This window comes from Streptomyces sp. NPDC059668, from assembly GCF_042734135.1.
In the GTDB taxonomy this organism is placed as follows: domain Bacteria; phylum Actinomycetota; class Actinomycetes; order Streptomycetales; family Streptomycetaceae; genus Streptomyces.
The window spans coordinates 1-22,266 of sequence record NZ_JBHWEL010000079.1 but is presented as its reverse complement, the minus strand read 5'-3'; the positions used below and the strand labels follow the sequence as shown (position 1 = coordinate 22,266).

Genomic DNA, 22,266 nt, shown 5'->3' with positions numbered 1-22,266 from the left:
GGCCCGCCCCGGACTTTTCCGCCCGCCTCCCCCCCCGCGGGGGGGGCGAGCCCTCCGCCCCCCCCCCCCGCAACTGCTTGGCGAGGTCGGCGACGGCCGCGGTGGGGCGTGCCGCGAGCCAGCCGCCCGCCAGCACCAGGGCGCCGGGCTGGCCGGCGCACTCCTCGACCAGTCCCTCGGCGGCGAGTGGGTCGACGGTGATGCGGACGGAGCCCGCGAAACGCTCCAGGAGTTCCAGCGCGGACTTGGTGTCGAGGCCGCCCAGGGTGCAGGGGCGGACGTCCGCGATGCCGGTCAGCGGCCCTCCGGAGACGGCGACCACCAGGCACTCGGGGGTGTCGGGCAGCAGGACGTCGACCTGCTCGGCGTCGGTCGCGTCGTCGAGCAGGAGGACGGCGCGGCGGGTGGCGAGGGCGTCGCGCACCGCCGCGCTCAGGTCGTCGGCAGCGGCTCCGGGCGGCGCGGGCAGTTCCAGGGCCGTGAGGAGTTCCCGCGCGGTGCGCTCGGTGGGGACCGGGGTACCGTCGGGTTCGGCGAGGCGGGCCCGCAGCACCCCGTCCGGGTAACTCTCGGCGACCTGCCGGACGAGTTCCCCGGCGAGCGCGGTGCGGCCCGAGCCGGGCTTGCCGGCGATGAGCAGCACCCGCGCGCGAGGGGCTTTGCGGCCCGCGATGGTGTCCAGCCCGGCCCGCTCGATGTCGACCCGGAGTTCCTTCAACTCTCTTGTACGGCCGAGGAACTGACCCTTGGTAGGAGCGGACCCGGCAGCCGGACGCCGCCCTCCCGACGACGCTTTCGCACCGTCCGTGTCCACCGCCTGATCTGTCACGGGCCACACTCCCGTCCCACTGCACGCGCAAGCCCGCCGGGACTCCGGTTCGGGCGTTTCCAGAGCCTAGTTCACGCTCTGCGACGAACCGTGCGGAGCAGGGCGGAGACATCCCCCGATCGGATCAACCGATCGTAGGACCGGAAGGGCCGCGCTGTGTGCCGCCGGAGGGCTCCCTGAAGGCGCCGAGGGCACCGGGGAACTCCGGCGGGGGCGTCCGAGGGCACCGGAGAGCCCCGGGGCGGGTGTCCGGGGCGTCGGCGGCGGGCCCGTCAGGCCTCGAAGGGGCGCGCCGGCCAGGGCGCCTCGGCCGGACGCAGCGCGTCGAGTCCGTCCCCGGCGCGCGCGGCGAGCAGGGAGAGGACGCCGACCACGAGGCAGTCGTTGTGCAGGTCGCCGCCGAGAACCCCCCGGACGAGGTCGTCGAGGGGGACCCGTGCCAGCTCCATGTCGGCCTCCTCGTCCTCCACCTCGAAGCGCTCCCCCTCCGCCTCGGAGAGGTCACGGGCGAGGAAGACGCGCACGGCCTCGGAACTGCCGCCGGGGGTGGTGTAGACGTCGGTGAGCACCCGCCAGTCCTCCGCCTTGACGTGCGCCTCCTCGTACAGCTCCCGCTGGGCGGCGTGCAGCGGGTTCTCGCCGGGGACGTCGAGCAGGCCGGCCGGGATCTCCCAGAGCTTCTGGCGCACGGGGTGCCGGTACTGGCGCAGCACCAGCACCCGGTCCTGGCCGTCGAGGGCGACGACGGCCACGGAGCCGGGGTGGACCTGGTAGTCGCGCCGGGCGACCGATCCGTCGGGCATGACCACGTCGTCGGTACGGACGGAGGTCTTGTTGCCGACGAAGGGGGTCGCGGTGGCCCTGATCTCCCACTCCTCGGCGGTGTCCTTGATCGTCATGCCCTGTCCTCCCACACGCGCAAAAGAAACCGGTCCCGGTGCCGAAAACGACCGAAACCGGGGTGCGCGCCCCGCAAGGCACACACCCCGGTCACCGTACAACCCCGCTGCTACTTGCCCGTCTTACGCTGCACCGCGGCCTTCACCAGTCCGGCGAAGAGGGGGTGCGGACGGGTCGGACGGGACCGCAGCTCGGGGTGCGCCTGGGTCGCGACCAGGTAGGGGTGCACCTCACGGGGGTACTCCACGTACTCCACGAGCTTGCCGTCCGGGGAGGTGCCGGAGAACTGCAGACCGGCCTTCTGCTCCAGCTCGCCGCGGTAGGCGTTGTTCACCTCGTAGCGGTGCCGGTGGCGCTCCTCGACGTACTCCTTGCCGTCGTACACCTCGCGCGCGATGGAGCCCTCGGCGAGCTTGGCCGGGTACATGCCCAGGCGCATCGTCCCGCCCATGTCACCCTCGCCGGCCACGATGTCGAGCTGCTCGGCCATGGTGGAGATCACCGGGTGGGCGGTGGCGGAGTCGAACTCGGTGGAGTTGGCGTCCGGGATGCCGGCCAGGTTGCGCGCGGCCTCGATCACGATGCACTGCAGGCCGAGACAGAGGCCGAGCAGCGGGATCCGGTTCTCGCGGGCGTACTGGATCGCTCCGACCTTGCCCGACACACCGCGGTCGCCGAAGCCGCCCGGGATGCAGATCGCGTCGACGTCGCCGAGCTGCTTCGCGGCGCCCGCCGGGGTCCTGCAGTCGTCCGAGGTGACCCACTTGATCTTCACGCGGGCCTTGTTGGCGAAGCCGCCGGCGCGGAGGGCCTCGGTGACCGAGAGGTAGGCGTCGGGCAGGTCGATGTACTTGCCGACGAGCGCCATGTTGATCTCGTGCTCGGGGTTGTGCACCCGGTCGAGCAGGTCGTCCCAGGTCGTCCAGTCCACGTCACGGAACGGCAGGTCCAGCTTGCGGACGACGTACGCGTCCAGGCCCTCGGTGTGCAGGACCTTCGGGATGTCGTAGATCGACTTGGCGTCGATGGCCGCGACCACGGCCGCCTCGTCCACGTCGCACATCAGCGAGATCTTGCGCTTGATGGCGGTCGGCACCTCGCGGTCGGCGCGCAGCACGATCGCGTCCGGCTGGATACCGATGTTCCGCAGCGCCGCCACCGAGTGCTGGGTCGGCTTCGTCTTCAACTCGCCGGACGGGCCGATGTACGGGAGGAGCGAGATGTGCACGACGAACACGTTGTCGCGGCCGACCTCGTGACGGACCTGACGGACGGTCTCCAGGAACGGCAGCGACTCGATGTCGCCGACCGTGCCGCCGACCTCGGTGATCACGACGTCCACGTCGTCGGTGGCCATACGGCGGATGCGGTGCTTGATCTCGTTGGTGATGTGCGGGATCACCTGCACCGTGTCGCCCAGGTACTCCCCGCGCCGCTCCTTGGCGATGACCGTCGAGTACACCTGTCCTGTAGTGACATTGGCGGAGCCGTCCAAGTCGACGTCGAGGAAGCGCTCGTAGTGTCCGATGTCCAGGTCGGTCTCGGCGCCGTCGTTGGTGACGAACACCTCACCGTGCTGGAACGGGTTCATGGTGCCGGGGTCGACGTTCAGATACGGGTCGAGCTTCTGCATGGTGACCCGCAGCCCGCGCGCCTTGAGCAGCGCGCCGAGGCTGGAGGCCGTCAGACCCTTGCCGAGGGAGGAGGCGACACCCCCGGTGACGAAGATGTGCTTGGTCGTCGTGGCGGTGCTGCTTCGGAAAGCGGCGGGCGGCATGGCCAAGAGGGGGCTCCCGTGGTCGCGGTCTGGGGTGCGTACCGGCGTGGTGTCCGAGAATTCTTCGGAGGTGCCGTCGCTGCGGTTCGGGGGTTTCTTGCCCACCGGTCCACGGGCTACCAGGGTATCAGCGACCCGGCGAGGCCGCTTCCGGCCACGCTCCGCACACACGTCGACACGAACCCCGCACGCCGCTCACTCGATCGGCCCACCCGGGATACCGGGAGCGGCACGCGGATCTTCCACGTGCGTCGTATCCTGCTCGGACACTCGCTGCCGAGCCCGGCCGGCACACGGCACCATCCCCGCACGTATCCCGGAACAACGAGGGCTCGTCAGTTCGTTTCGCAACGACAATCGGACCAATAATTGACGTTCCGCAGCGACGCTTTACCAACGTTCTTACATTCAACCTTCTAACGTTTTGAACGTTCCCCTGACCGCAGAGCGACCGCCCCTCGCGGGGGGCGACGTGGCCGTTCGACTGGAGATGCACGTGGCCGGGCGCATCGAGGACTACGCACTCATCGGAGACATGCAGACCGCAGCGCTGGTCTGCCGGGACGGCACGGTGGACTGGCTGTGCCTGCCCCGCTTCGACTCCCATGCCATCTTCGCGGGACTGCTCGGCACGGAGGAACACGGATTCTGGCGGCTCGGCCCGGCCCACGCGGCCGACGCCGAACCGCCGACGGCGGCTCGCCGCTCGTACCGCGGCGACTCGCTGATCCTCGAATCCGAGTGGGACACCCCCCGCGGCACGGTCCGCGTGACCGATTTCATGCCCCCCCGCGACGGCGCGCCGCAGCTCATCCGCATCGTGGAAGGCGTCACGGGCCGCGTCCCGATGCGCTCCGCGCTGCGGATGCGGTTCAGCTACGGCCGGGTGGTGCCCTGGGTGCACAAGCACGAGGGGCGCACGGTCGCCGTGGCCGGACCGGACTCGGTGTGGTTCGACACCCCTTGTGAGACCTACGGCAAGGCGTTGACCACGTACGCCGACTTCACGGTGGCACCGGGCGACCGGATCGCGTTCACCATCTCGTGGGAACCCTCGCACAAGCAGCCCCCCGCGCTGCCCGAGCCCGAGCAGGCCCTGGAGGCCACCGAGGAGTTCTGGCGCGACTGGGTCGACCAGTGCACGTACCACGGCCCCTACCGCGAGGCCGTCGTCCGCTCGCTGATCACCCTCAAGGCCCTGACGTACGCGCCAACGGGCGGCATCGTCGCGGCGCCCACCACCTCCCTGCCGGAGGAGATCGGCGGCGTACGCAACTGGGACTACCGCTACACCTGGCTGCGCGACGCCGCGATCACCCTCTCCTCCCTGCTGCGCACCGGCTACCGCGAGGAGGCCCGGGCCTGGCGCGAATGGCTGCTGCGCGCGGTCGCGGGCGACCCCGAGAACCTCCAGATCATGTACGGCATCGCGGGCGAACGGGAGTTGGGCGAGGCGGAACTCGACTGGCTTCCGGGGTACGAGAATTCGGGCCCGGTCCGGGTCGGCAACGGCGCCGCGCACCAGCTCCAGCTCGATGTGTACGGCGAGGTCACCGAGGCCCTGCACCTGGCCCACATGACCGGTCTGTCCCGCAACGACTACGCCTCGCTGCTCCAGTTGAAGCTGATCCGCTACCTGGAGGACCACTGGGACCAGCCGGACGAGGGCATCTGGGAGGTCCGCGGCCCGCGCCGGCACTTCGTGCACTCCAAGGTGATGGCCTGGGTCGCCGTCGACCGCACCATCAAGCTCATCGAGTCGGGCGACGCCGACGGCCCGCTGGAGAAGTGGCGCGAACTGCGCGACGACATCCACCGGGACGTGTGCGAGAAGGGCTACGACAAGGAGCGCAACACGTTCACGCAGTCGTACGGCTCCAGGGAGCTGGACGCCTCGCTGCTCCTCATCCCGCAGATGGGCTTCCTGCCTCCCGACGACAAGCGCGTGATCGGCACCATCGAGGCGATCCAGCGCGAGCTGTCCACCTCCGACGGCTTCATCCTGCGCTACCCGACATCGGGCGAGGACGCGGGCGTGGACGGTCTTGAGGGTGACGAGGGCGCCTTCCTCGCCTGCTCGTTCTGGATGGCGGACGACCTGGCGATGATCGGCCGGGTCGACGAGGCCCGCAAGCTCTTCGAGCGGCTGCTGGCGCTCCGCAACGACCTGGGCCTGCTGGCCGAGGAGTGGGACCCGCGTCTGCAGCGCCAGGTGGGCAACTTCCCGCAGGCCTTCAGCCACGTGCCCCTGATCGACACGGCGCTGAGGCTGACGGCCAGCGGGGCGTACGGCGGCTAGCACGACGGCGCGACGTACGGCGGCTAGCACGACGGCGTGACGTACGGCGGCCGCGGAACAGCGGCCGTCGTGGGCGTCCGGCCAGGGGCCCGGCGAGGGGGCGCGGGCCGTGCGGCGGCGATCCGGCGGAGGGGTGCGGCACGGGCCCCGGACCGGCGGTCCCCGGGCCGCTCCGGCCTCGAAGGTGCCCGCGCACGGGGTGCACGGGTAGCGTCCGCAGCATGGACAGCCGTACGGACAGCAGCTTCGACACCCAGGGCGCCGGAATCACCGTGCAGCGGGCGCTGGAGCTGCCCGGGCTGCGCAGCGGGCTGCCGGAGATCCTCGCGGGAGCCGACCGGCTTCAGCGCACCGTGCGCTGGGTGCACGCGGGCGAGGTCCCGAACATCGCCTCACTGCTCAAGGGCGGCGAACTGCTCCTGACCACGGGCTACGGCCTCGGCACCCGCCCGGCCGACCAGCGCGCCTTCGTCCGGACGCTGGCCGAGCGCGGCATCGCGGCGCTCGTCGTCGAACTCGGCCCGCGTTTCGCCCGGCTGCCCGCGGCCCTCGTCGAGACGGCCCGCTCGGCCGGCCTCCCCCTCGTCCAGCTGCACCGGGAAGTGCCCTTCGTCGCGGTCACGGAGGAGATCCACACCGAGATCGTCAACGGCCACTACGCGCTGCTCCAGCAGGCCGAGGAGGTGCACCGGCGCTGCACCGAGGCCCTCCTCGGCGGTGGCGGCGTCCCCCAGGTCCTGCGCATCCTGGCCGACTTCAGCGGCAACCCGGTCTTCCTGGAGACCGCGGACGGACAGCTCCTGTACGCCGCCGGATCCGGCTCCGCCGGCGCCGATCCGCTCCAGGTGTGGGAGGGCCTGCGCGGCCAGCACAAGGAGCAGCCGCCCGCCGGGACGACGCTCGTGGACGTGCCGGGCGGCGGCCCCGGTACCGGCGCGGTCCGGGCCCGGCTGGTCCTGCTGCCGGTCGGTGCCCCGATCGCCCCCGTGCACCGGATCGCGGCGGAGCGGGCCGCCGGCATCCTGGCCGTCGTCCTGATGCAGGCCCGCCAGGAGGAGGAGCTCGCCGCACGCGGACGCGGCGACTTCCTGACCGACCTCGCGGAGGGCCGTATCCGGGCGGAGGACGCCCCCGCCCAGGCCCGGGTGCTCGGCTTCAAGCCGGGCAGGAGCCCGCTCCTGCCCGTCGTGATGCGGCTCGCCGACGGCCTGTCCCCCGGCGGGGGCTGGGCGGTCCTGGCCCGGGCCGTCGCGGAGGAACTGGCCTCGGTCGGGGTGCCGGTCCTGCTCGGTGTACGCCCCGTCGAGGGCCGTGTCCCGCTCCTGCTCGGCCTGCGGGCGGAGTCCGAGCGTCCGGCGGTCGCGGACCGGGTGGCGCTGGCGCTGCGGGCGGGCGTGGAACGCGCGGGGATGCAACGGCCCGGCGCGCTGCCACCGGTGGTGGTGGTCGGCGTCGCGGGCGGCTGGGCGGCCGCCTCGGCGGGCCTGCGGCACGCGGCGGAGACCGCGACGGCCGCGCAGGGTCTGTCGGACCGCCCCTGGTACGACGCCCGCCGCCTCGACATCGACCTGCTCCTCTGGCGCCTGCGCGACCACCCGGACCTGGCGGCCTTCGTGGACCGCGCCATCGGCCCCCTCCGCGACCACGACCACCGCTCCAGGCCCCCGCTGCTGCCCACCCTGGAGACGTATCTGGCACACGCCGGCCGCAAGGCGGAGACGGCCCGCGAGCTGCACCTCAACCGGCAGACCCTCTACAACCGCCTCGCCAGGATCGGCGAGTTGCTGGGCACGGACCTGGACGACCCGCAGACGGTACTGGCGTTGAGCCTGGCCCTGCGCGCACGGAGGCATGTGTCCTGATCCGGCGCCGGACGGCGACCGCCGCTACGCGAGGGGCCGGACCTGGGTCAACTCGTCGTAGACGCTGAGCACTTGCGCCACCGTCTCGTCCTCGGTCGGCCAGCCGGCGGCCTGCCGCGCTCCCCTCTCGCGGAGCAGCTCCCGGCGCTCCGGATCGCCGAGGAGGCGCACCACGGCCGCGGCGAGCGCATCCGCGTCCGCGTACGGGACGAGTTCGGCGGCGTCACCGACCAGTTCGGGGATGCCGCCGACCGCGGTCGCCACCAGCGGCACGCCCGCGTGCAGGGCCTCCTGGGCGAGGACGGAACGGGATTCCCAACCGCTCGGCAGCAGCACGAGATCGGCGGCGGGCAGCAGTTCGGAGACGTCGTCGCGCCGGCCGAGCAGCCGGACCGGCAGTTCCTCCTCCTCGACACGGCCCTGGAGGACCGTGCGCAGCGGTCCCTCGCCGGCGATCACGAGGAGCGGCACGGGGTCGAGGTCCCGCCACGCGCGCGCGGCGTCCAGCAGGGTGCCGTATCCGCGGTGCCGGTCGAGGGAGCCCACCGCCATGAGCAACGGGCGCTCGGTGGCACCGAGTTCGGCCCGCGCCTTGTGGCGCGGCCGGTCCGGGTCCCCGTGCTCGACGGCCCTGCGCGGCGCCGGGATCGCGACGGCGGAGAGCCGGGCGTCCCGGGCCCCGCGGCGGCGGGCGCGGTCCACCAGGTCCGAGGAGGTGGCGAGGACGACGGACGCGGCCCTGGCGACGCGCCGCTCCAGCAGCCGCAGCAGATGGGCCCGCGCCCCCTCGGCATGCGAGCGGGTGTGCCAGGTGACGACGAGGGGGGTGCGCCGCCCGCTGAGCGCGACCACTGCCCGCAGCGCGGCGTGCAGCCCGTGCGCGTGCACGAGGTCGGCGTCCGCGCAGGCGATCCGCAGCGCGGCCACGGAGGCGGGGTCACCGCTGCGGGGCACCGGGATGTGCTGGGCGCCCACACCGGTGAATCCGTACACGCGGTCGGCCTCGGCGGGGGCGCAGACGGTGACCCGCACGCCCCGGGCGACGAGGCCCGAGGCCAGCGACCGCACATGCGCGCTGCTGCCCGCGCTTCCGCCGCCGAGCACCTGCACGGTGCGCAGCGGCGACTGGCCGTGCGGTGAGTGGCTGCTCACGTGGCTCACGTGGCCGGGGCTCCTGGTTCGGCGTCGGACGGTCGCGGAGAAACGTGCGGAAAGGTCTGTAGAGGGGGGTGTACCGCACGTCGTGCCCCGCGTACTACGCCAAGGATGCCAGGCCGTACGGGTGTTCCGGGACCGCCATCGGAGCGGGCTGCACGGCGCACCGGCCGACCCCCCGACACCTGTCACCCACACGGGTGAACGCTCCGCCGCCTTCGCCCAGGGTCCGCAGGGCCCGACAGCCCCTCACGAACCCCAAGGCGCCGAGGCACGGAGGGACGGGGGTGGCGGGGGGCGCGGGAGCCCGGGCGGGCGCGGGGGCGCGGGGGGCGTGGACGACCGGACCCCATCGGGGGAGCCGGTCTCACAGCGGAGCGGGCACAGCCCGACGGGGCGCGGAGTTGGTACAGCCCGGCCAGGGCTCGGAGCGGACACAACCCGGCCGAGACACGGAGGAGCAGCTCCCGGGCCGGGCCCGGAGGGCCTGAGCCCGACCGGACCGCGGAACGGGCGGAGTCCCGCCCGCACGCGCGGGGGGGGGGGGGCGGAACCCGGCCGCGGTGCGAAGCGGCAGCGCCCCCACCGCCGGACGGCTACCCGTCGGCGCGAGCCGTGGCCAGCAACTCCTCCGCGTGGGCCCGCGCGGTCTGCGAGTCCTCCTGCCCCGCCAGCATCCGGGACAGCTCCCGGATGCGGTCCTCCCCCTCCAGGACCTTCACCCCGGACCGGGTCACCGACCCGTCGTTCGTCTTCTCGACCAGCAGCTGCCGGTCCGCGAACGCGGCCACCTGCGGCAGGTGCGTCACCACGACGACCTGCGCGCTCCTGGCGAGCCGCGCCAGCCGCCGGCCGATCTCGACCGCGGCCTTGCCGCCGACACCCGCGTCGACCTCGTCGAAGAGATACGTCGGTACGGGATCGGTCCCCGCGAACACCACTTCCACCGCGAGCATCACCCGCGAGAGCTCACCGCCGGACGCCCCCTTGGCGATGGGCCTCGGCGGAGCGCCGGGGTGCGGCGCGAGCAGCAGCTCGACCTCGTCGACGCCCGCGGGCCCGTACGCGACCGTACGCCCGTCGAGTTCCACGCCCTCGGGGTCGTCGGTCTGGCGGATCTCGAACGACACGCGCGCGTGCGGCATGGCGAGCGAGGCCAGCTCGGCGGTCACGGCCGCGGCGAACCGCTGCGCCGCCTCCGACCGGGCGTCCGTCAACGCCTGCGCCAGTCCGCCCAGTTCGGCCCGCAGCGCGTCCCGTTCGGCGGTCAGTTCGCCGATCCGCTCGTCGTCGCCGTCGAGTTCGAGGAGTCGTGCGGCACCCTGCTCGGCCCAGGCCAGCACGGCGTCGACGTCCTCGCCGTACTTCCGGGTCAGCTGGGTGAGCGCGGCCCGGCGCTCCTCGACCGCCGCCAGCCGCAGCGGATCGGCGTCGAGGTCGTCGGCGTACCCGGCCAGTTCCCCCGCCACGTCGCGCAGCAGGATGTTGATCTCCCCGATGCGTCCGGAGAGTCCGGCGAGCGCGGAGTCGTGCGCGCGCACGGCCTCCAGGGCCCGGTGGGCACCCGCGACGAGGGTCGCCGCGTCGATGCCCTCGGGGTCCTCGGGATTGCCGGCGAGTGCCGCGTGCGCCGAGGTGGCGGCCGATGCCAGCGCCTCCGCGTGTCCGAGCCGCTCGGCCTCCGCCGACAGTTCCACGTCCTCACCCGAGCGCGGCTCCACCGCCGCGATCTCGTCGAGCCCGAAGCGCAGCATGTCGGCTTCCTGGGCCCGCTCACGCGCGCGGGTGGTGATCTCGTCCAGCTCGGTCGTGATCGCCCGCAGCCGCCGGTAGGCCCCTGCGTACTTGGCGAGCGGCGCGGCGACCGCGTCCCCGGCGTACCGGTCGAGCGCCTGCCGCTGCCGGGACAGTTTGAGCAGCCCCTGCTGATCGGTCTGTCCGTGCACGGCGACCAGCTCGTCCGCGAGCTCGGCCAGCACGCCCACGGGTACCGAGCGTCCGCCGATGTGCGCCCGCGAGCGCCCCTCGGCCGAGACGGTACGGCTGATCAGCAGCGCGCCGTCGTCGAGTTCGGCTCCCGCCTCCTCGGCCCGCAGGATCGCCGTTCCTCCCGTGGGTACGGCGATCCGGCCCTCGACGACGGCGTTCTTGGCGCCGATCCGTACGAGGGCGGGGTCCGCGCGCCCGCCGAGCAGCAGCCCGAGGCTGGTGACCACCATCGTCTTGCCCGCACCGGTCTCACCCGTCACGGCGGTGAAGCCGGGCGACAATTCGACGACTGCGTCGTCGATGACTCCGAGCGACCGTATCCGCATCTCCTCCAACACGGACACGACCTTACGAGGTCAGGGACCCGATGTGCGACGGGCCCTGCCCTGCTTGTGCGAAGGCGCAGGTGGCGGGGGTCACCCGGGCACGTGTGTCACCCGCCGGGGTGGGGTTTCCCGATCGTCGTCCCACGGGGCCCGTGCCGGTCCTCACGGGTCCGCGGCTCCCCCCGGGCCACCGCGGGCCTCCCCCTGGGCCGCCATGACCCTCCCCGGGCCCGCTGAAGGCCGTGGGAACCCGCCGAGGGGTTCGCCACGGCCGCCGCGACCGCGGTGACCGGGATGACCAAGGTGACCGGGGGGATGGGGGTGACCGGGGTGACCGTCACCGCGAACCCCGCGACCCGCTCCGCCTCGAGCGTCGCCGGGCGACCCCGCCGCCCGGCCCGCGGCTCAGTGCGGCGCGCCCCGCCAGCCCGCCACCGGCAGCGCGAACTTCGCGACCAGCCGGTCGGTGAACGACGCGTGGTGCAGCCGTGCGAGCCGCACCGGGACGGCTCCGCGCCGTACCTCGACCCGTGCGCCCGGCGGCAGCTCCACCGTGCGCCGCCCGTCGCACCACAGCACGCCGGGCGGAATGTGCGGCAGCACCTCCACCGCGAGCACGGAGTCGGGCGAGGTCACCAGCGGCTTGGCGAACAGCGCGTGGGCGCTGATCGGCACCATGAGAAGTGCCTCGACCTCCGGCCACACCACGGGTCCGCCCGCGGAGAAGGCGTACGCCGTGGACCCGGTGGGCGTCGCGCAGACGATGCCGTCGCAGCCGAAGCCGGTGACCGGCCGTCCGTCGATCTCCAGGATGACCTCCAGGAGCTTCTCGGCGGACACCTTCTGCACGGCGGCCTCGTTCAGCGCCCAGTCGGTGTGCACGATGTCGCCGTTGCGGTGCACGACGACGTCGACGGTCATCCGCTCCTCGACCTCGTACGCCCTGGTGACCACCCGGTCGACGACCTTGTCGAGGTCGTCCCGTTCGGCCTCGGCGAGGAACCCGACGCTGCCGAGGTTGACGCCGAGCATCGGGACGCCGGACGCGCGGGCGAACTCGGCGCCGCGCAGCAGCGTCCCGTCACCGCCGAGCACGATCAGCAGTTCGCACCCGTCGAGGCACTGCGGGGTGGCCTCCCTGACGAGTTCCACCTCGGGAGGCAGCGGCAGGTCCGCCGCCTCCGCCTCCAGGACGCGGACCCCGAGTCCGGAGCGCAGCAGCCCCTGGACGACGAGTTCGGCGCTGCGGATCGCAGCGGGCCGCCCGGTGTGGGCGAGCAGGAAAACAGTACGAGCTCGGGTCTGTGTCAACGCGGCCCCTCCGCCACTGCACGGTCAACGTCGGCCGGGTCGAGTTCGGGCGACCCGGCACGCAGCCACAGAAAGTACTCGACATTGCCCGAGGGTCCGGGCAGCGGACTCGCGGTCACGCCCTCCACCCCGAGCCCCAGTTCCGCGGCCCGTCCGGCCACGCCGCGCACCGCTTCGGCGCGCAGCTGCGGACTGCGTACGACTCCACCACTGCCCAGCCGTTCCTTCCCCACCTCGAACTGCGGCTTGACCATCATCACCAGATCGGCGTCGGGCGCAGCGCACCGCACGAGGGCGGGCAGCACCAGTCCGAGCGGGATGAAGGACAGATCCCCGACAACAAGGTCCACGGGCTCCCCATCGATCGCCTCCAACGTCAACTCGCGTACGTTCGTACGGTCCTTGACGGTGACGCGTTCATCGCTCTGCAGAGACCAGGCGAGTTGACCGTAGCCGACGTCGACGGCGACGACATGGGCGGCGCCCGCGCGCAGCAGGACGTCGGTGAAGCCTCCCGTGGAGGCCCCGGCGTCCAGCGCGCGCCGTCCCTCGACCCGCAGACCCCGGGGTACGAAGGCCGCCAGGGCGCCGGCGAGCTTGTGCCCGCCGCGCGAGACGTAGTCGGGGTCGTCGTCGTCCCGGGTGACCACGATCGCGGCCGCGGTCTCCACCTGGGTGGCGGACTTGGTCGCCAGGGTCTTGCCGACGGTGACCCGGCCCGCGGCGATCAGCTGGCCGGCGTGTTCGCGCGAGCGGGCGAGTTTCCGGCGGACCAGCTCGGCGTCGAGGCGGCGGCGTGCCACTCCTGCCACGTTCGGTTCAGCTCCTGCGGTCGTACGGCCAATGAGAGGTGTCACCCGAAGGGTCTCATTGAGGGGCGGTGGTCGGGTGACGGGTGGGGAGCCTGAGGTCCAGGGCGGACGTCGAGCGCGGTCAGCGCGTCACGCAGCCCCCGGTGCACATCCTCGTACACCTCCAGATGGCCGTCCGTGGCGAGGTGGTCGGCGTCGCCCAGCCGGTCGAGCTGCGCGTCGACCTCCGCGCTCCCCGTGGGAGTGCGCTCGACGTCCAGCGGGGCCGGCGCGGCGGGGTCGTACGCGGGTTCGGCGGGGTCCCGTACGTCCTGCGCGTCCTGCGCGGGCACCCCTGCCTCGGCCTCCGGCACGACCCCGGACTCCGGCACTGACTCGTTCATGCCCCGACGCTACCCCGAAGCGCTGCGGTACGGTCGATCACGATGGCGACGACTGAGGAGTGCCGTGCGGCGCTCGACAAGCTCTCGGACAACCTGGCGGGTGCCGAAGGGGACGTACGCAGCGCGGCGGCCCTGGACCGTTCGCTGAGCTGCCGTGTCACCGACCTCGACATCACCTTCGTGGGGCGGCTCGCGGACGGCCGGATCGAGGTGCTGGACACGCACCCGGGTCCGCCCCGCGAGAAGGCCCAGATCCGGCTCTCCATGAGCGGCGACGACCTGGTCGCGATGGTGAACGGGGATCTGCACTTCGCGAAGGCGTGGGCGTCGGGCCGGGTGAAACTGGAGGCGAGCCTGCTGGACCTGTTCCGGCTCAGGAGCCTTCTCTAGACGCACGGGGAGCCCGCTGCCCTCGTCGTCCTCGGAAGCTCTTCGTGGCCCCTCCCGGCCCCTCCCGGCCCCTCCCCTGCCTCTTCCAGGGCTTCGGGAACCCCTTCCGAGCCCTCGGCGGCCCTCAGGAGCCCTCCGCCACCGTGACCGCGACACGTGCCTTGCGGGCCGCCGGGACGACCAGCGGTGTCCCCGTCTCCGGGTCGTCGATGACCTGGCAGCGCAGCCCGAAGACCTCCTCGACCAGCTCGGCCGTCACGATGTCCCGGGGCGCGCCCTCGGCGACGACCCGGCCCTCGCGCAGGGCGATGAGGTGGGTGGCGTACCGCGCGGCGTGATTGAGGTCGTGCAGGACCGCGACCAGTGTCCGCCCCCGCTCCTCGTGGAGTTCGGCGCAGAGGTCGAGCACGTCGATCTGGTGCTGGATGTCGAGGTAGGTGGTCGGCTCGTCGAGCAGCAGCAGCGGGGTCTGCTGGGCGAGGGCCATCGCGATCCAGACGCGCTGCCGCTGGCCGCCCGACAGCTCGTCGACGTAGCGGTCCGCCAGTTCGGCGACGCCGGTCGAGGCCATCGACTCGCGCACGACCCGCTCGTCCTCCGTCGACCACTGGCGCAGCAGTCCCTGGTGCGGATAGCGGCCCCGGCCGACCAGATCGCCGACCGTGATGCCGTCCGGCGCGATCGACGACTGCGGGAGCAGTCCGAGCGTCCTGGCCACCTTCTTGGCCGGCATGGACTGGATGACCTGCCCGTCGAGCAGCACCCGCCCCTCGGAGGGCCTGAGCATCCGGGACAGGGCCCGCAGCAGGGTCGACTTGCCGCACGCGTTCGGGCCGACGATCACGGTGAAGGAGTTGTCGGGGATCTCCACCGACAGCTTCTCCGCGATGACACGCTGGTCGTAGCCGAGGGTGACGTTGTCGGCGGACAGGCGGTTCACAGTGCTCCTCCGGGGGTTCTCGTTCGCGGGGGCGCTCATATCCGGCCCGCCTTGCGCTCGGTGACGAGCAGCCACAGCAGATAGATGCCGCCCAGGACTCCGGTGACGACGCCCACGGGCAGCTGGTCGGCGCCGAAGGCCCGCTGCGAGGCCCAGTCCGCGACGATCAGCAGGGCGGCGCCCATGCACATCGACGGCACCAGGTTGGGTCCCGGTGAGCGGGTCAGGCGCCGGGCGAGCTGCGGCGCGGTGAGCGCCACGAAGCCGACCGGGCCGGCCGCCGCGGTGGCGCCCGCGGTGAGCAGGACGGCGGACAGCATCAGCAGCAGGCGTACGCGCTCGACCCGTACGCCGAGTGCGTACGACACGTCGTCGCCCATCTCCATCATGCGCAGCCCCCGCGCGTTGCCGAGGACGAGCGGCACCAGCACGGCGCACATCGCCAGCAGCGGCCACACCTGGGCCCAGTCGCGGCCGTTGAGGGAGCCGGTCATCCAGACGACCGCGCGGGCCGCGTCGACGAGGTCCGCCTTCGTCAGCAGGTAACCGTTGACCGCGGTGACGATCGCGGAGACACCGATGCCGACCAGGACCAGCCGATAACCGTGCACACCCCGTTTCCAGGCCAGCAGATAGATGGCGACTCCGGTCACCAGGCCGCCGACGAGCGCTCCGAGGGCGACCTGGTTCGCGGTCCCCGAGAACAGCACGATCACGACCAGCGCGCCGGCCGTCGCCCCCTGCCCCAGGCCGAGGACGTCGGGGCTGCCCAGCGGGTTGCGGGAGACGGACTGGAAGATCGCCCCGCCCAGCCCGAGGGAGGCGCCGACCAGGAGGCCGACGAGCACCCGGGGCAGCCGCAGGTCGTTGACGATGAACTCCTGGCCCGCGTTCCCGTCGCCGGCCAGCGTCCTGAGGACGTCGACGACCGGGATCGGGAAGTCGCCGGTGCCGATGAGCACCACGCTCGCGGCGAGCGCGGCCACCAGCAGCAGCACGACGACGACGAGCGCCCGCACGTCGAACCGGACCGACAGACCGCCGCGCGCGCGTAGGGATCGGGTACGTGTGGTGCTCACAGCTGGGCCGTCCTCCGCCGTCGTACGAGGTAGATGAAGACCGGGCCGCCGAGGACCGCGGTGACGATGCCGACCTGGAGTTCCGCGGGCCGGGCGATGAGCCGCCCCAGCACGTCGGCGCCGAGCAGCAGCACCGGCGACAGCACGGTCGCGTACGGCAGGATCCAGCGCAGGTCCGGGCCGGTGAAGGACCGTACGACGTGCGGAACCATCAGTCCGACGAAGACGATCGGCCCGCAGGCGGCCGTCGCGGCGCCGCACAGCACGGTGGCGGCGGCCATGGACAGCGCACGGGTGCGGTTCAGGTTGGCGCCCAGCGCGCGGGCGGTGTCGTCGCCCATGGCCATGGCGTTCAGCGGCCGGGCGAGGCCCAGCGCGAGCACCGTGCCGGCCACCAGGAACGGCAGCACCTGCCTGATGGTCGAGTCGGTCGCCGAGGCCAGCGAACCGACCGTCCAGAAGCGCATCCTGCCCAGCGCCGCGTCATCCATGATCATCACGGCCTGGAGATAGCCGTAGAGGGCGGCGCTGATCGCGGTGCCGGCGAGCGCGAGCCGCACCGGGGTGGCGCCCCGGCTGCCACCGAGGAACCAGACCAGCGCCCCGACCGCGGCGGCGCCGAAGAACGCGAACCAGACGTATCCGCTCAGGCTGGTGACACCGAAGTACGTGATGGCGGTGACGACGGCGGCGGACGCGCCCGCGTTGATCCCGAGCAGTCCGGGATCGGCCAGCGGGTTGCGGGTGAGCGCCTGCAGGACGGCACCGGACAACCCGAGCGCGGCGCCGACGAGCAGTCCGAGGACGGTACGCGAGATCCGGTCGCCGACGACGACGTCGGCATACGTCCCCGAGTCGTGGAACAGGCCGTGCCAGACCTGGTCCAACGGCAGCGCTTTCGCACCGATCGCGATGCTCGCCAGCGCGACGAGCACGAGGACGGCCGCGGACACGACGAGCCCGACGGCACGTATCGCCCAGCGGTTCGGGGGCGCGGGGGCGGTCTCCGCGCGCTGTTCAGGGGGACTGTCGACCAACACGTGGTTAGGTTAGCCTACCCTCGCCGCAACGGGGTTGCCCGGTCACCGATCGGGACCGCGGACGCCCTGGCATCACGCCCCACACCGTCAACTGAACCGCCCCGGAACCCCTGTACGCCGCCCCGGAACCCGCGTACCCCGCCCACGGGCTCCGGAACGGGCCGTCAGAGTCCCAGCCGCGCCAGCGCCTTGGCGGCGTCCAGCGCGCACGTCCCGTCCCCGGCCGCCGTCCACGCCGCCGCGCACAGCGCCCGCAGTCCGTCCAGCGCCTCACCCTCGCCCGTCAGTTCCAGCCGCTCGCTCCCGGCCGTCGCCGTCCACCCTCCGCACCGGAACCCGTCACCCGCCTGGTCGATCCCGGGCTGACCGGTCAACAGACCGCGCAGATCGGCGTCGACATACGTCGGCCGGTGCTGCGGCGGGGCGGCCAGGAGCTGCGCGCCGTCCGTCACGCCGGTGAGCACGAGCAGCGAGTCCACCTCTCCGTTGAACGCGCCCTCGATGTCGGTGTCCAGCCGGTCGCCGACCACCAGCGGCCGCTTCGCCCCGGTCCGCAGGATCGTCTCGCGGTGCATCGGGGGCAGCGGCTTGCCCGCCACCTGCGGCTCGGCGCCGGTCGCGATCCGTACGACCTCCACCGCGGCGCCGTTGCCCGGCGCGATGCCGCGGGCGCTCGGAATGGTCAGGTCCGTGTTGGACGCGAACCAGGGCACGCCCCGCGCGATGGCGTAACAGGCCTCCGCGAACCGTGCCCAGCGCAGCTCGGGACCGCCGTAGCCCTGCACGACCGCCACCGGATCGTCGTCGGCCGACTCGACGGGTTCGAGCCCGCGCTCGCGCAGTGCGACCCGCAGCCCCTCCCCGCCGATGACCAGCACACGCGACCCGGCCGGCACCTGCTCGCTGATCAGCCGGGCCGCGGCCTGGGCCGAGGTGATGACGTCACCGGCGTCCGTCGGAACGCCCAGCTCGCCGAGGTGCTCGGCCACGGCGTCGGGCGTCCGCAGCGCGTTGTTCGTGACGTACGCGAGGTGCATCCCGCCGGAGCGGGCGGTGCCGAGCGACTCCACGGCGTGGGCGATCGCGTTCCCGCCCGCGTACACCACCCCGTCCAGATCGAGCAGCGCCGTGTCGTACGCCTCACTCAGGGCCTGCGTGCTGCCCTCGGGCCGCGTCCTGGCGGTCTGGCTCATTGCACATCGCTCCTCGTTCTAGCTCTTTCCCTCGATCATCGCGCATGGCATCGGCACGCACTGACGATCACACTTACGATGCGTCAATGAACACTGCAGGTCCCGCGGAGGAAACCCCGGTGCGCAGCGGCCTCGAACTGGCCCCGTTCCGGGGCGTGCGCTATGACCCCGACCGGGTCGGCAGCCTCGCCGCCGTGACGTCCCCGCCGTATGACGTCATCGTCCGGCCGGACGGTCTGCTGCATCTCGAATCGGCGGATCCGCACAACATCGTCCGGCTGATCCTCCCCCAGGACGCGAGTCCCCACGCCCGCAACCGCCAGGCGGCGGACACCCTGCACGCCTGGCTGTCCAAGGGTGTCCTGACCACCGACGACGAGCCGGGCCTGTACGTCTACGAGCAGCGCGACGACGACATGCTTCAGCGCGGCATCATCGGCACCCTGCGGCTGTCGGAGCCGTCCGACGGTGTCGTGCTTCCGCACGAGGACGTGATGCCCCACATCGTCGCGGACCGCGCGGCGCTGATGCGGGCCACCTCCGCCAACCTCGAACCCCTTCTGCTGACCTACCGGGGAACCGGCTCCCGGGTCGGCACGGCCGCCGTCATCGAACGCACCGCGGAGCGCGAGCCGCTGCTCTCCACCACCACGGAGGACGGTCTGAGCCATCGCCTCTGGGCGATCACCGACGCCGCCGATCTGGACGAGATCCAGTCGGACCTGGGCCGTCACCAGGCGCTCATCGCGGACGGTCACCACCGCTGGGCGACCTATCTGCGTCTGCGCTCCGAGCACCCCTCACCCAGCCCCTGGGACTTCGGCCTCGTCCTCCTGGTGGACACCGCGCGCTATCCACTGCGGGTCCGCGCGATCCACCGGCTGCTGCACGGGCTGCCGGTCGCGGAGGCGCTGGCGGCCCTCACGGACTCGTTCCGGGTACGCCATCTCGACGTCCCCCTCCCGAAGGCCCTGGAGGCCCTGGCCTCGGCGGCCGCGGAGGGCAACGCCTTCCTCCTCGCCGGCGACGGATCGTTCCACCTGGTCGACCGCCCGGACCCGGATCTCCTCACCCGTACGATCCCGGCCGACCATCCGGAGGCCTGGCGCACCCTGGACGCGACCGTCCTGCACGCCACGCTCCTCGCGCACATCTGGGGCATCCCGGAGGACTCGCCCGCCCACATCGCCTACATCCACGACACCGAGGCCACGGTCGCCAAGGCGGAACTCGACGGCGGCACGGCGGTACTCCTGCACCCGGTGCACGAGGAGGTCGTACGCGATCTCGCCCGCCAGGGCGTCACGATGCCCCGCAAGTCGACGTCGTTCGGCCCGAAGCCGGCATCGGGACTGGTACTGCGCGCGCTGTCCGACTGAAGCACCGGAACGCCGAGCGGCGGGACCCCTTCCGGAGTCCCGCCGCTCGTGTTCTGATCGCGTGTTTCAGACGTCAGGCGCGAGGGGCGTCCTTGTCGCCGCCCTCTTCACTGCCTTCGCCGCCCTCTTCGCTGCCTTCGGCACGCTCTTCGTCGTGCTCGTCCTCGGCGTCGTCGAGGTCCTCGTCGTCCGCCTCGTCGAGCTCGTCGATCTCATCGATCTCGTCGGTCGCGATCGCCTCGGACTGGATCACCCGGTCGGCCTCGGGTACGGGCCTGGGCTCGGCGTCCGTCCCGGGCTCGCTCTCGTCCTCGACCAGCGCGTCGACGAACTCGACACCGTCCAGCTCCGCGAGCCGGTCGGAGGCGTCCGTGCTGCCGTCCTTGTCGGACTCGACGGCCTTCGCGAACCATTCGCGCGCCTCGTCCTCACGACCGGCGGCGAGAAGGGCGTCGGCGTACGCGTACCGCAGTCGCGCGGTCCAGGGCTGCACGGAGTGCGAGGCCAGCTCGGGGCTCTGGAGGGTCACGATGGCGGCGTCGAGCTGCCCCATGTCCCGCCGCGCTCCGGCGGCCACCAGCCGCATCTCGACCTGACCGGCCTTGTCCAGCTTCTGCACATCGGGCGCACCCGCCATGTCCAGCGCCTTCTCGGGCCGGCCCATACCGCGCTCGCAGTCCGCCATGACGGGCCACAGGTCCACGTTGCCGGTCATCCGACGCGCCGCGCGGAACTCCGCGAGCGCCTCGCTGTACTTCTGGCTCGCGTAGGCGGCGAATCCGGCCGCCTCGCGCACGGCGGCGACCCGCGACGCCAGACGCAGGGCGATCCTGGAGTACGCGTACGCGCCCTCGGGGTCCTCGTCGATGAGCCGGGCGACCATCACCAGGTTCCGCGAGACCTCCTCGGCGAGTCCCTTCGGCAGGCTCATCAGTTCCTGCCGGACGTCCTTGTCGATCTCGTCGCCCGTCACGTCGTCCGGGATCGGCAGCCGCTTGATCGGCTCACGGTCCCGGTCGCGGTCACGGTCGTCGCGGCCGCGGAAGCCGCCACCCCGGCTGTCGCCACCCCGGCGGTCGTCACGGCCCTGGAAGCCACCGGGACGGCCACCACGGTCGTCACGGCGGAAGCCGCCACCACTGCCGCCGCCGCGGTTGTCGTCGCGACGGAACCCACCGCGGTCGTCATCACGACGCGGAGCACCGGAACGCTCGTCACGCCGGAACGGCGGACGGTCCCCGTCACGCCGGGGTCCCCGGTTGTCACCACCCCGGTCGTCACGGCGGAAGGGGGGACGGTCTCCCTCGCGACGGTCCCCGCGGTCGTCACGCCGGAAGTCGTTGCGGTCGTCACGGCGGAACCCACCACGGTCGCCACCGCGGTCGTCCCGACGGTCGTCGCGGCGGAAATCACTGCCCCCACGGCTGTCGTCGCGGCGGAAGCCACCACGGTCACCACCACGATCCCCACCGCGGTCATCACGCCGGTCGTCGCGACGGAACCCACCGCGGTCGTCATCGCGGCGCGGGCCGCTCGGCCGGTCTTCGCGACGAGGTCCGCTCGTCGGACGGTCGTCACGGCGGAACGCGGGACGGTCGCCGTCCCGACGGAAGCCACGGTCATCGCTCCGACGGTCGCCGCCACGGTCGTCACGGCGGTCGTCACGGCGGAAACCACCGCGATCGCCGCCACCGCCACGGTTGTCATCGCGCCGGAAGTCGTTGCGCTCGTCACGACGGAAACCGCCGCCGCCGGTACCACCGCGATTGTCGTCACGGCGGAAACCGCCGCCGGCGCCGCCACCACGGTTGTCGTCGCGACGGAACCCACCGCGATCCCCGCCGCGGTCGCCGCCACGGTCGTCACGGCCACGGAAGCCACCGCGATCGCCGCCACCGCCACGGTTGTCATCACGGCGGAACCCGCCGCGATCGTCACGCCGGTCGTCGCGACGGAAACCGCCACGGTCGTCATCACGACGCGGGCCGCTCGGGCGGTCGTCGCGGTTGAAGGAGGGACGGTCGCCGTCCCGGCGGAAGCCACCGCCGCGGTCGTCACGGCGCGGGCCGCTCGGCCGGTCTTCGCGACGCGGGCCACCGGTGGGGCGGTCGTCACGCCGGAACGGCGGACGGCCACCACCGGCGCCACCGCGGTTGTCGTCACGACGGAAACCGCCGCCGGCGCCGCCACCACGGTTGTCATCACGACGGAACCCACCGCGGTCACCACCGCGGTCACCACCGCGGTCACCACCGCGGTCACCGCCACGGTCCCCACCGCGGTCGTCACGTCGGGCGGAGCCGCCACGGTCGTTGTCGCGGCGGTCGTTGTCACGGCGCGGGCCCCCGCGGTAGCCGCCGCGGTCACCACTGTCCCGGCGTCGCTGATCGCGCTCCGGTCGCTCATCGGGAGAGTTGGTGGACATGGGTGACTCCTGTCTTCGGTACCGCAAGTCATTCTCGCGCAGCCGGGTACCCGGCGCGCTTCGTAAAAACAAAAAAGGACCTCTGGTCCCAGCGAGTCGCTGGGACCAGAGGTCCTCAAAGATTGTTCGGCGGCGTCCTACTCTCCCACAGGGTCCCCCCTGCAGTACCATCGGCGC

Annotated in this window: 17 protein-coding genes and 1 pseudogene; 4 read left to right on the top strand and 14 right to left on the bottom strand. The window is 72.7% G+C overall.

From position 1 onward, the window contains the following. The 3 genes from ACFV2J_RS35590 to ACFV2J_RS35580 all read right to left on the bottom strand — a co-directional run. On the bottom strand, window positions 1-829 hold an 829-nt coding region (locus ACFV2J_RS35590), incomplete at its 3' end, for an NB-ARC domain-containing protein (RefSeq protein ID WP_385442575.1). A 272-nt stretch (window positions 830-1,101) separates the two neighbouring features. Further along, the gene (locus ACFV2J_RS35585; RefSeq protein ID WP_385085539.1) at window positions 1,102-1,728 is read right to left on the bottom strand and encodes an NUDIX domain-containing protein; all 627 of its coding nucleotides are present in this window, start codon (window positions 1,726-1,728) and stop codon (window positions 1,102-1,104) included. Between the two features lie 110 nt (window positions 1,729-1,838). Beyond that, window positions 1,839-3,506, bottom strand: a complete 1,668-nt coding sequence (locus ACFV2J_RS35580; protein WP_148007573.1) for a CTP synthase — start codon at window positions 3,504-3,506, stop codon at window positions 1,839-1,841. Between the two features lie 496 nt (window positions 3,507-4,002). Here ACFV2J_RS35580 and ACFV2J_RS35575 point away from each other — a divergent pair, with 496 nt between their 5' ends. Next, on the top strand, window positions 4,003-5,805 hold the full coding sequence (locus tag ACFV2J_RS35575; RefSeq protein WP_194280903.1) for a glycoside hydrolase family 15 protein: 1,803 nt from the start codon (window positions 4,003-4,005) through the stop codon (window positions 5,803-5,805). Window positions 5,806-6,026: 221 nt separating this feature from the next. Further along, entirely contained in the window at window positions 6,027-7,667 is a 1,641-nt protein-coding gene (locus ACFV2J_RS35570) for a PucR family transcriptional regulator (protein ID WP_385085541.1), read from the top strand. A 24-nt stretch (window positions 7,668-7,691) separates the two neighbouring features. Here ACFV2J_RS35570 and ACFV2J_RS35565 read toward each other — a convergent pair whose 3' ends face one another. The 5 genes from ACFV2J_RS35565 to ACFV2J_RS35545 form a co-directional block, all read right to left on the bottom strand. After that, the gene (locus ACFV2J_RS35565; protein WP_385085543.1) at window positions 7,692-8,828 is read right to left on the bottom strand and encodes a glycosyltransferase family 4 protein; all 1,137 of its coding nucleotides are present in this window, start codon (window positions 8,826-8,828) and stop codon (window positions 7,692-7,694) included. 590 nt (window positions 8,829-9,418) lie between these two features. Continuing rightward, on the bottom strand, window positions 9,419-11,137 hold the full coding sequence (recN, locus tag ACFV2J_RS35560; RefSeq protein WP_385442604.1) for a DNA repair protein RecN: 1,719 nt from the start codon (window positions 11,135-11,137) through the stop codon (window positions 9,419-9,421). A 405-nt stretch (window positions 11,138-11,542) separates the two neighbouring features. Beyond that, a complete protein-coding gene (locus tag ACFV2J_RS35555; RefSeq protein WP_168527409.1) occupies window positions 11,543-12,448 on the bottom strand; it encodes an NAD kinase in 906 nt (301 codons plus the stop codon). Further along, entirely contained in the window at window positions 12,445-13,260 is an 816-nt protein-coding gene (locus tag ACFV2J_RS35550; protein WP_385085547.1) for a TlyA family RNA methyltransferase, read from the bottom strand. The genes ACFV2J_RS35555 and ACFV2J_RS35550 overlap by 4 nt, the downstream gene beginning before the upstream one ends. 41 nt (window positions 13,261-13,301) lie before the next feature. Beyond that, the gene (locus ACFV2J_RS35545; RefSeq protein ID WP_385085549.1) at window positions 13,302-13,643 is read right to left on the bottom strand and encodes a hypothetical protein; all 342 of its coding nucleotides are present in this window, start codon (window positions 13,641-13,643) and stop codon (window positions 13,302-13,304) included. 42 nt (window positions 13,644-13,685) lie between these two features. On the opposite strand from ACFV2J_RS35545, the gene ACFV2J_RS35540 reads away from it, so the two are divergent. Beyond that, a complete protein-coding gene (locus ACFV2J_RS35540) occupies window positions 13,686-14,033 on the top strand; it encodes an SCP2 sterol-binding domain-containing protein (RefSeq protein ID WP_385085551.1) in 348 nt (115 codons plus the stop codon). 124 nt (window positions 14,034-14,157) lie between these two features. Here ACFV2J_RS35540 and ACFV2J_RS35535 read toward each other — a convergent pair whose 3' ends face one another. The 4 genes from ACFV2J_RS35535 to ACFV2J_RS35520 all read right to left on the bottom strand — a co-directional run bounded on the left by ACFV2J_RS35535 (window position 14,158) and on the right by ACFV2J_RS35520 (window position 18,285). Then, window positions 14,158-15,012, bottom strand: a complete 855-nt coding sequence (locus ACFV2J_RS35535) for an ABC transporter ATP-binding protein (protein ID WP_385085553.1) — start codon at window positions 15,010-15,012, stop codon at window positions 14,158-14,160. Further along, window positions 15,009-16,052, bottom strand: a complete 1,044-nt coding sequence (locus tag ACFV2J_RS35530) for a FecCD family ABC transporter permease (RefSeq protein ID WP_385085555.1) — start codon at window positions 16,050-16,052, stop codon at window positions 15,009-15,011. The genes ACFV2J_RS35535 and ACFV2J_RS35530 overlap by 4 nt, the downstream gene beginning before the upstream one ends. Further along, window positions 16,049-17,092, bottom strand: coding sequence for a FecCD family ABC transporter permease (locus tag ACFV2J_RS35525; protein ID WP_385085557.1), 1,044 nt, complete (start codon window positions 17,090-17,092; stop codon window positions 16,049-16,051). Before ACFV2J_RS35525 ends, ACFV2J_RS35530 begins: the two co-directional genes overlap by 4 nt. A gap of 164 nt (window positions 17,093-17,256) precedes the next feature. Continuing rightward, window positions 17,257-18,285, bottom strand: coding sequence for an HAD hydrolase-like protein (locus tag ACFV2J_RS35520; protein WP_385085559.1), 1,029 nt, complete (start codon window positions 18,283-18,285; stop codon window positions 17,257-17,259). Window positions 18,286-18,371: 86 nt separating this feature from the next. Between ACFV2J_RS35520 and ACFV2J_RS35515 the strand changes: the two genes are divergently transcribed. Beyond that, entirely contained in the window at window positions 18,372-19,664 is a 1,293-nt protein-coding gene (locus tag ACFV2J_RS35515; RefSeq protein ID WP_385085561.1) for a DUF1015 domain-containing protein, read from the top strand. A 73-nt stretch (window positions 19,665-19,737) separates the two neighbouring features. On the opposite strand, the gene ACFV2J_RS35510 is transcribed toward ACFV2J_RS35515, so the two are convergent. Next, window positions 19,738-20,595, bottom strand: a complete 858-nt coding sequence (locus tag ACFV2J_RS35510; RefSeq protein WP_385442602.1) for a tetratricopeptide repeat protein — start codon at window positions 20,593-20,595, stop codon at window positions 19,738-19,740. Window positions 20,596-21,042: 447 nt separating this feature from the next. Next, window positions 21,043-22,089, bottom strand: a pseudogene (locus tag ACFV2J_RS35505) (hypothetical protein); the annotation flags it as partial. Window positions 22,090-22,266: the final 177 nt, after the last annotated feature.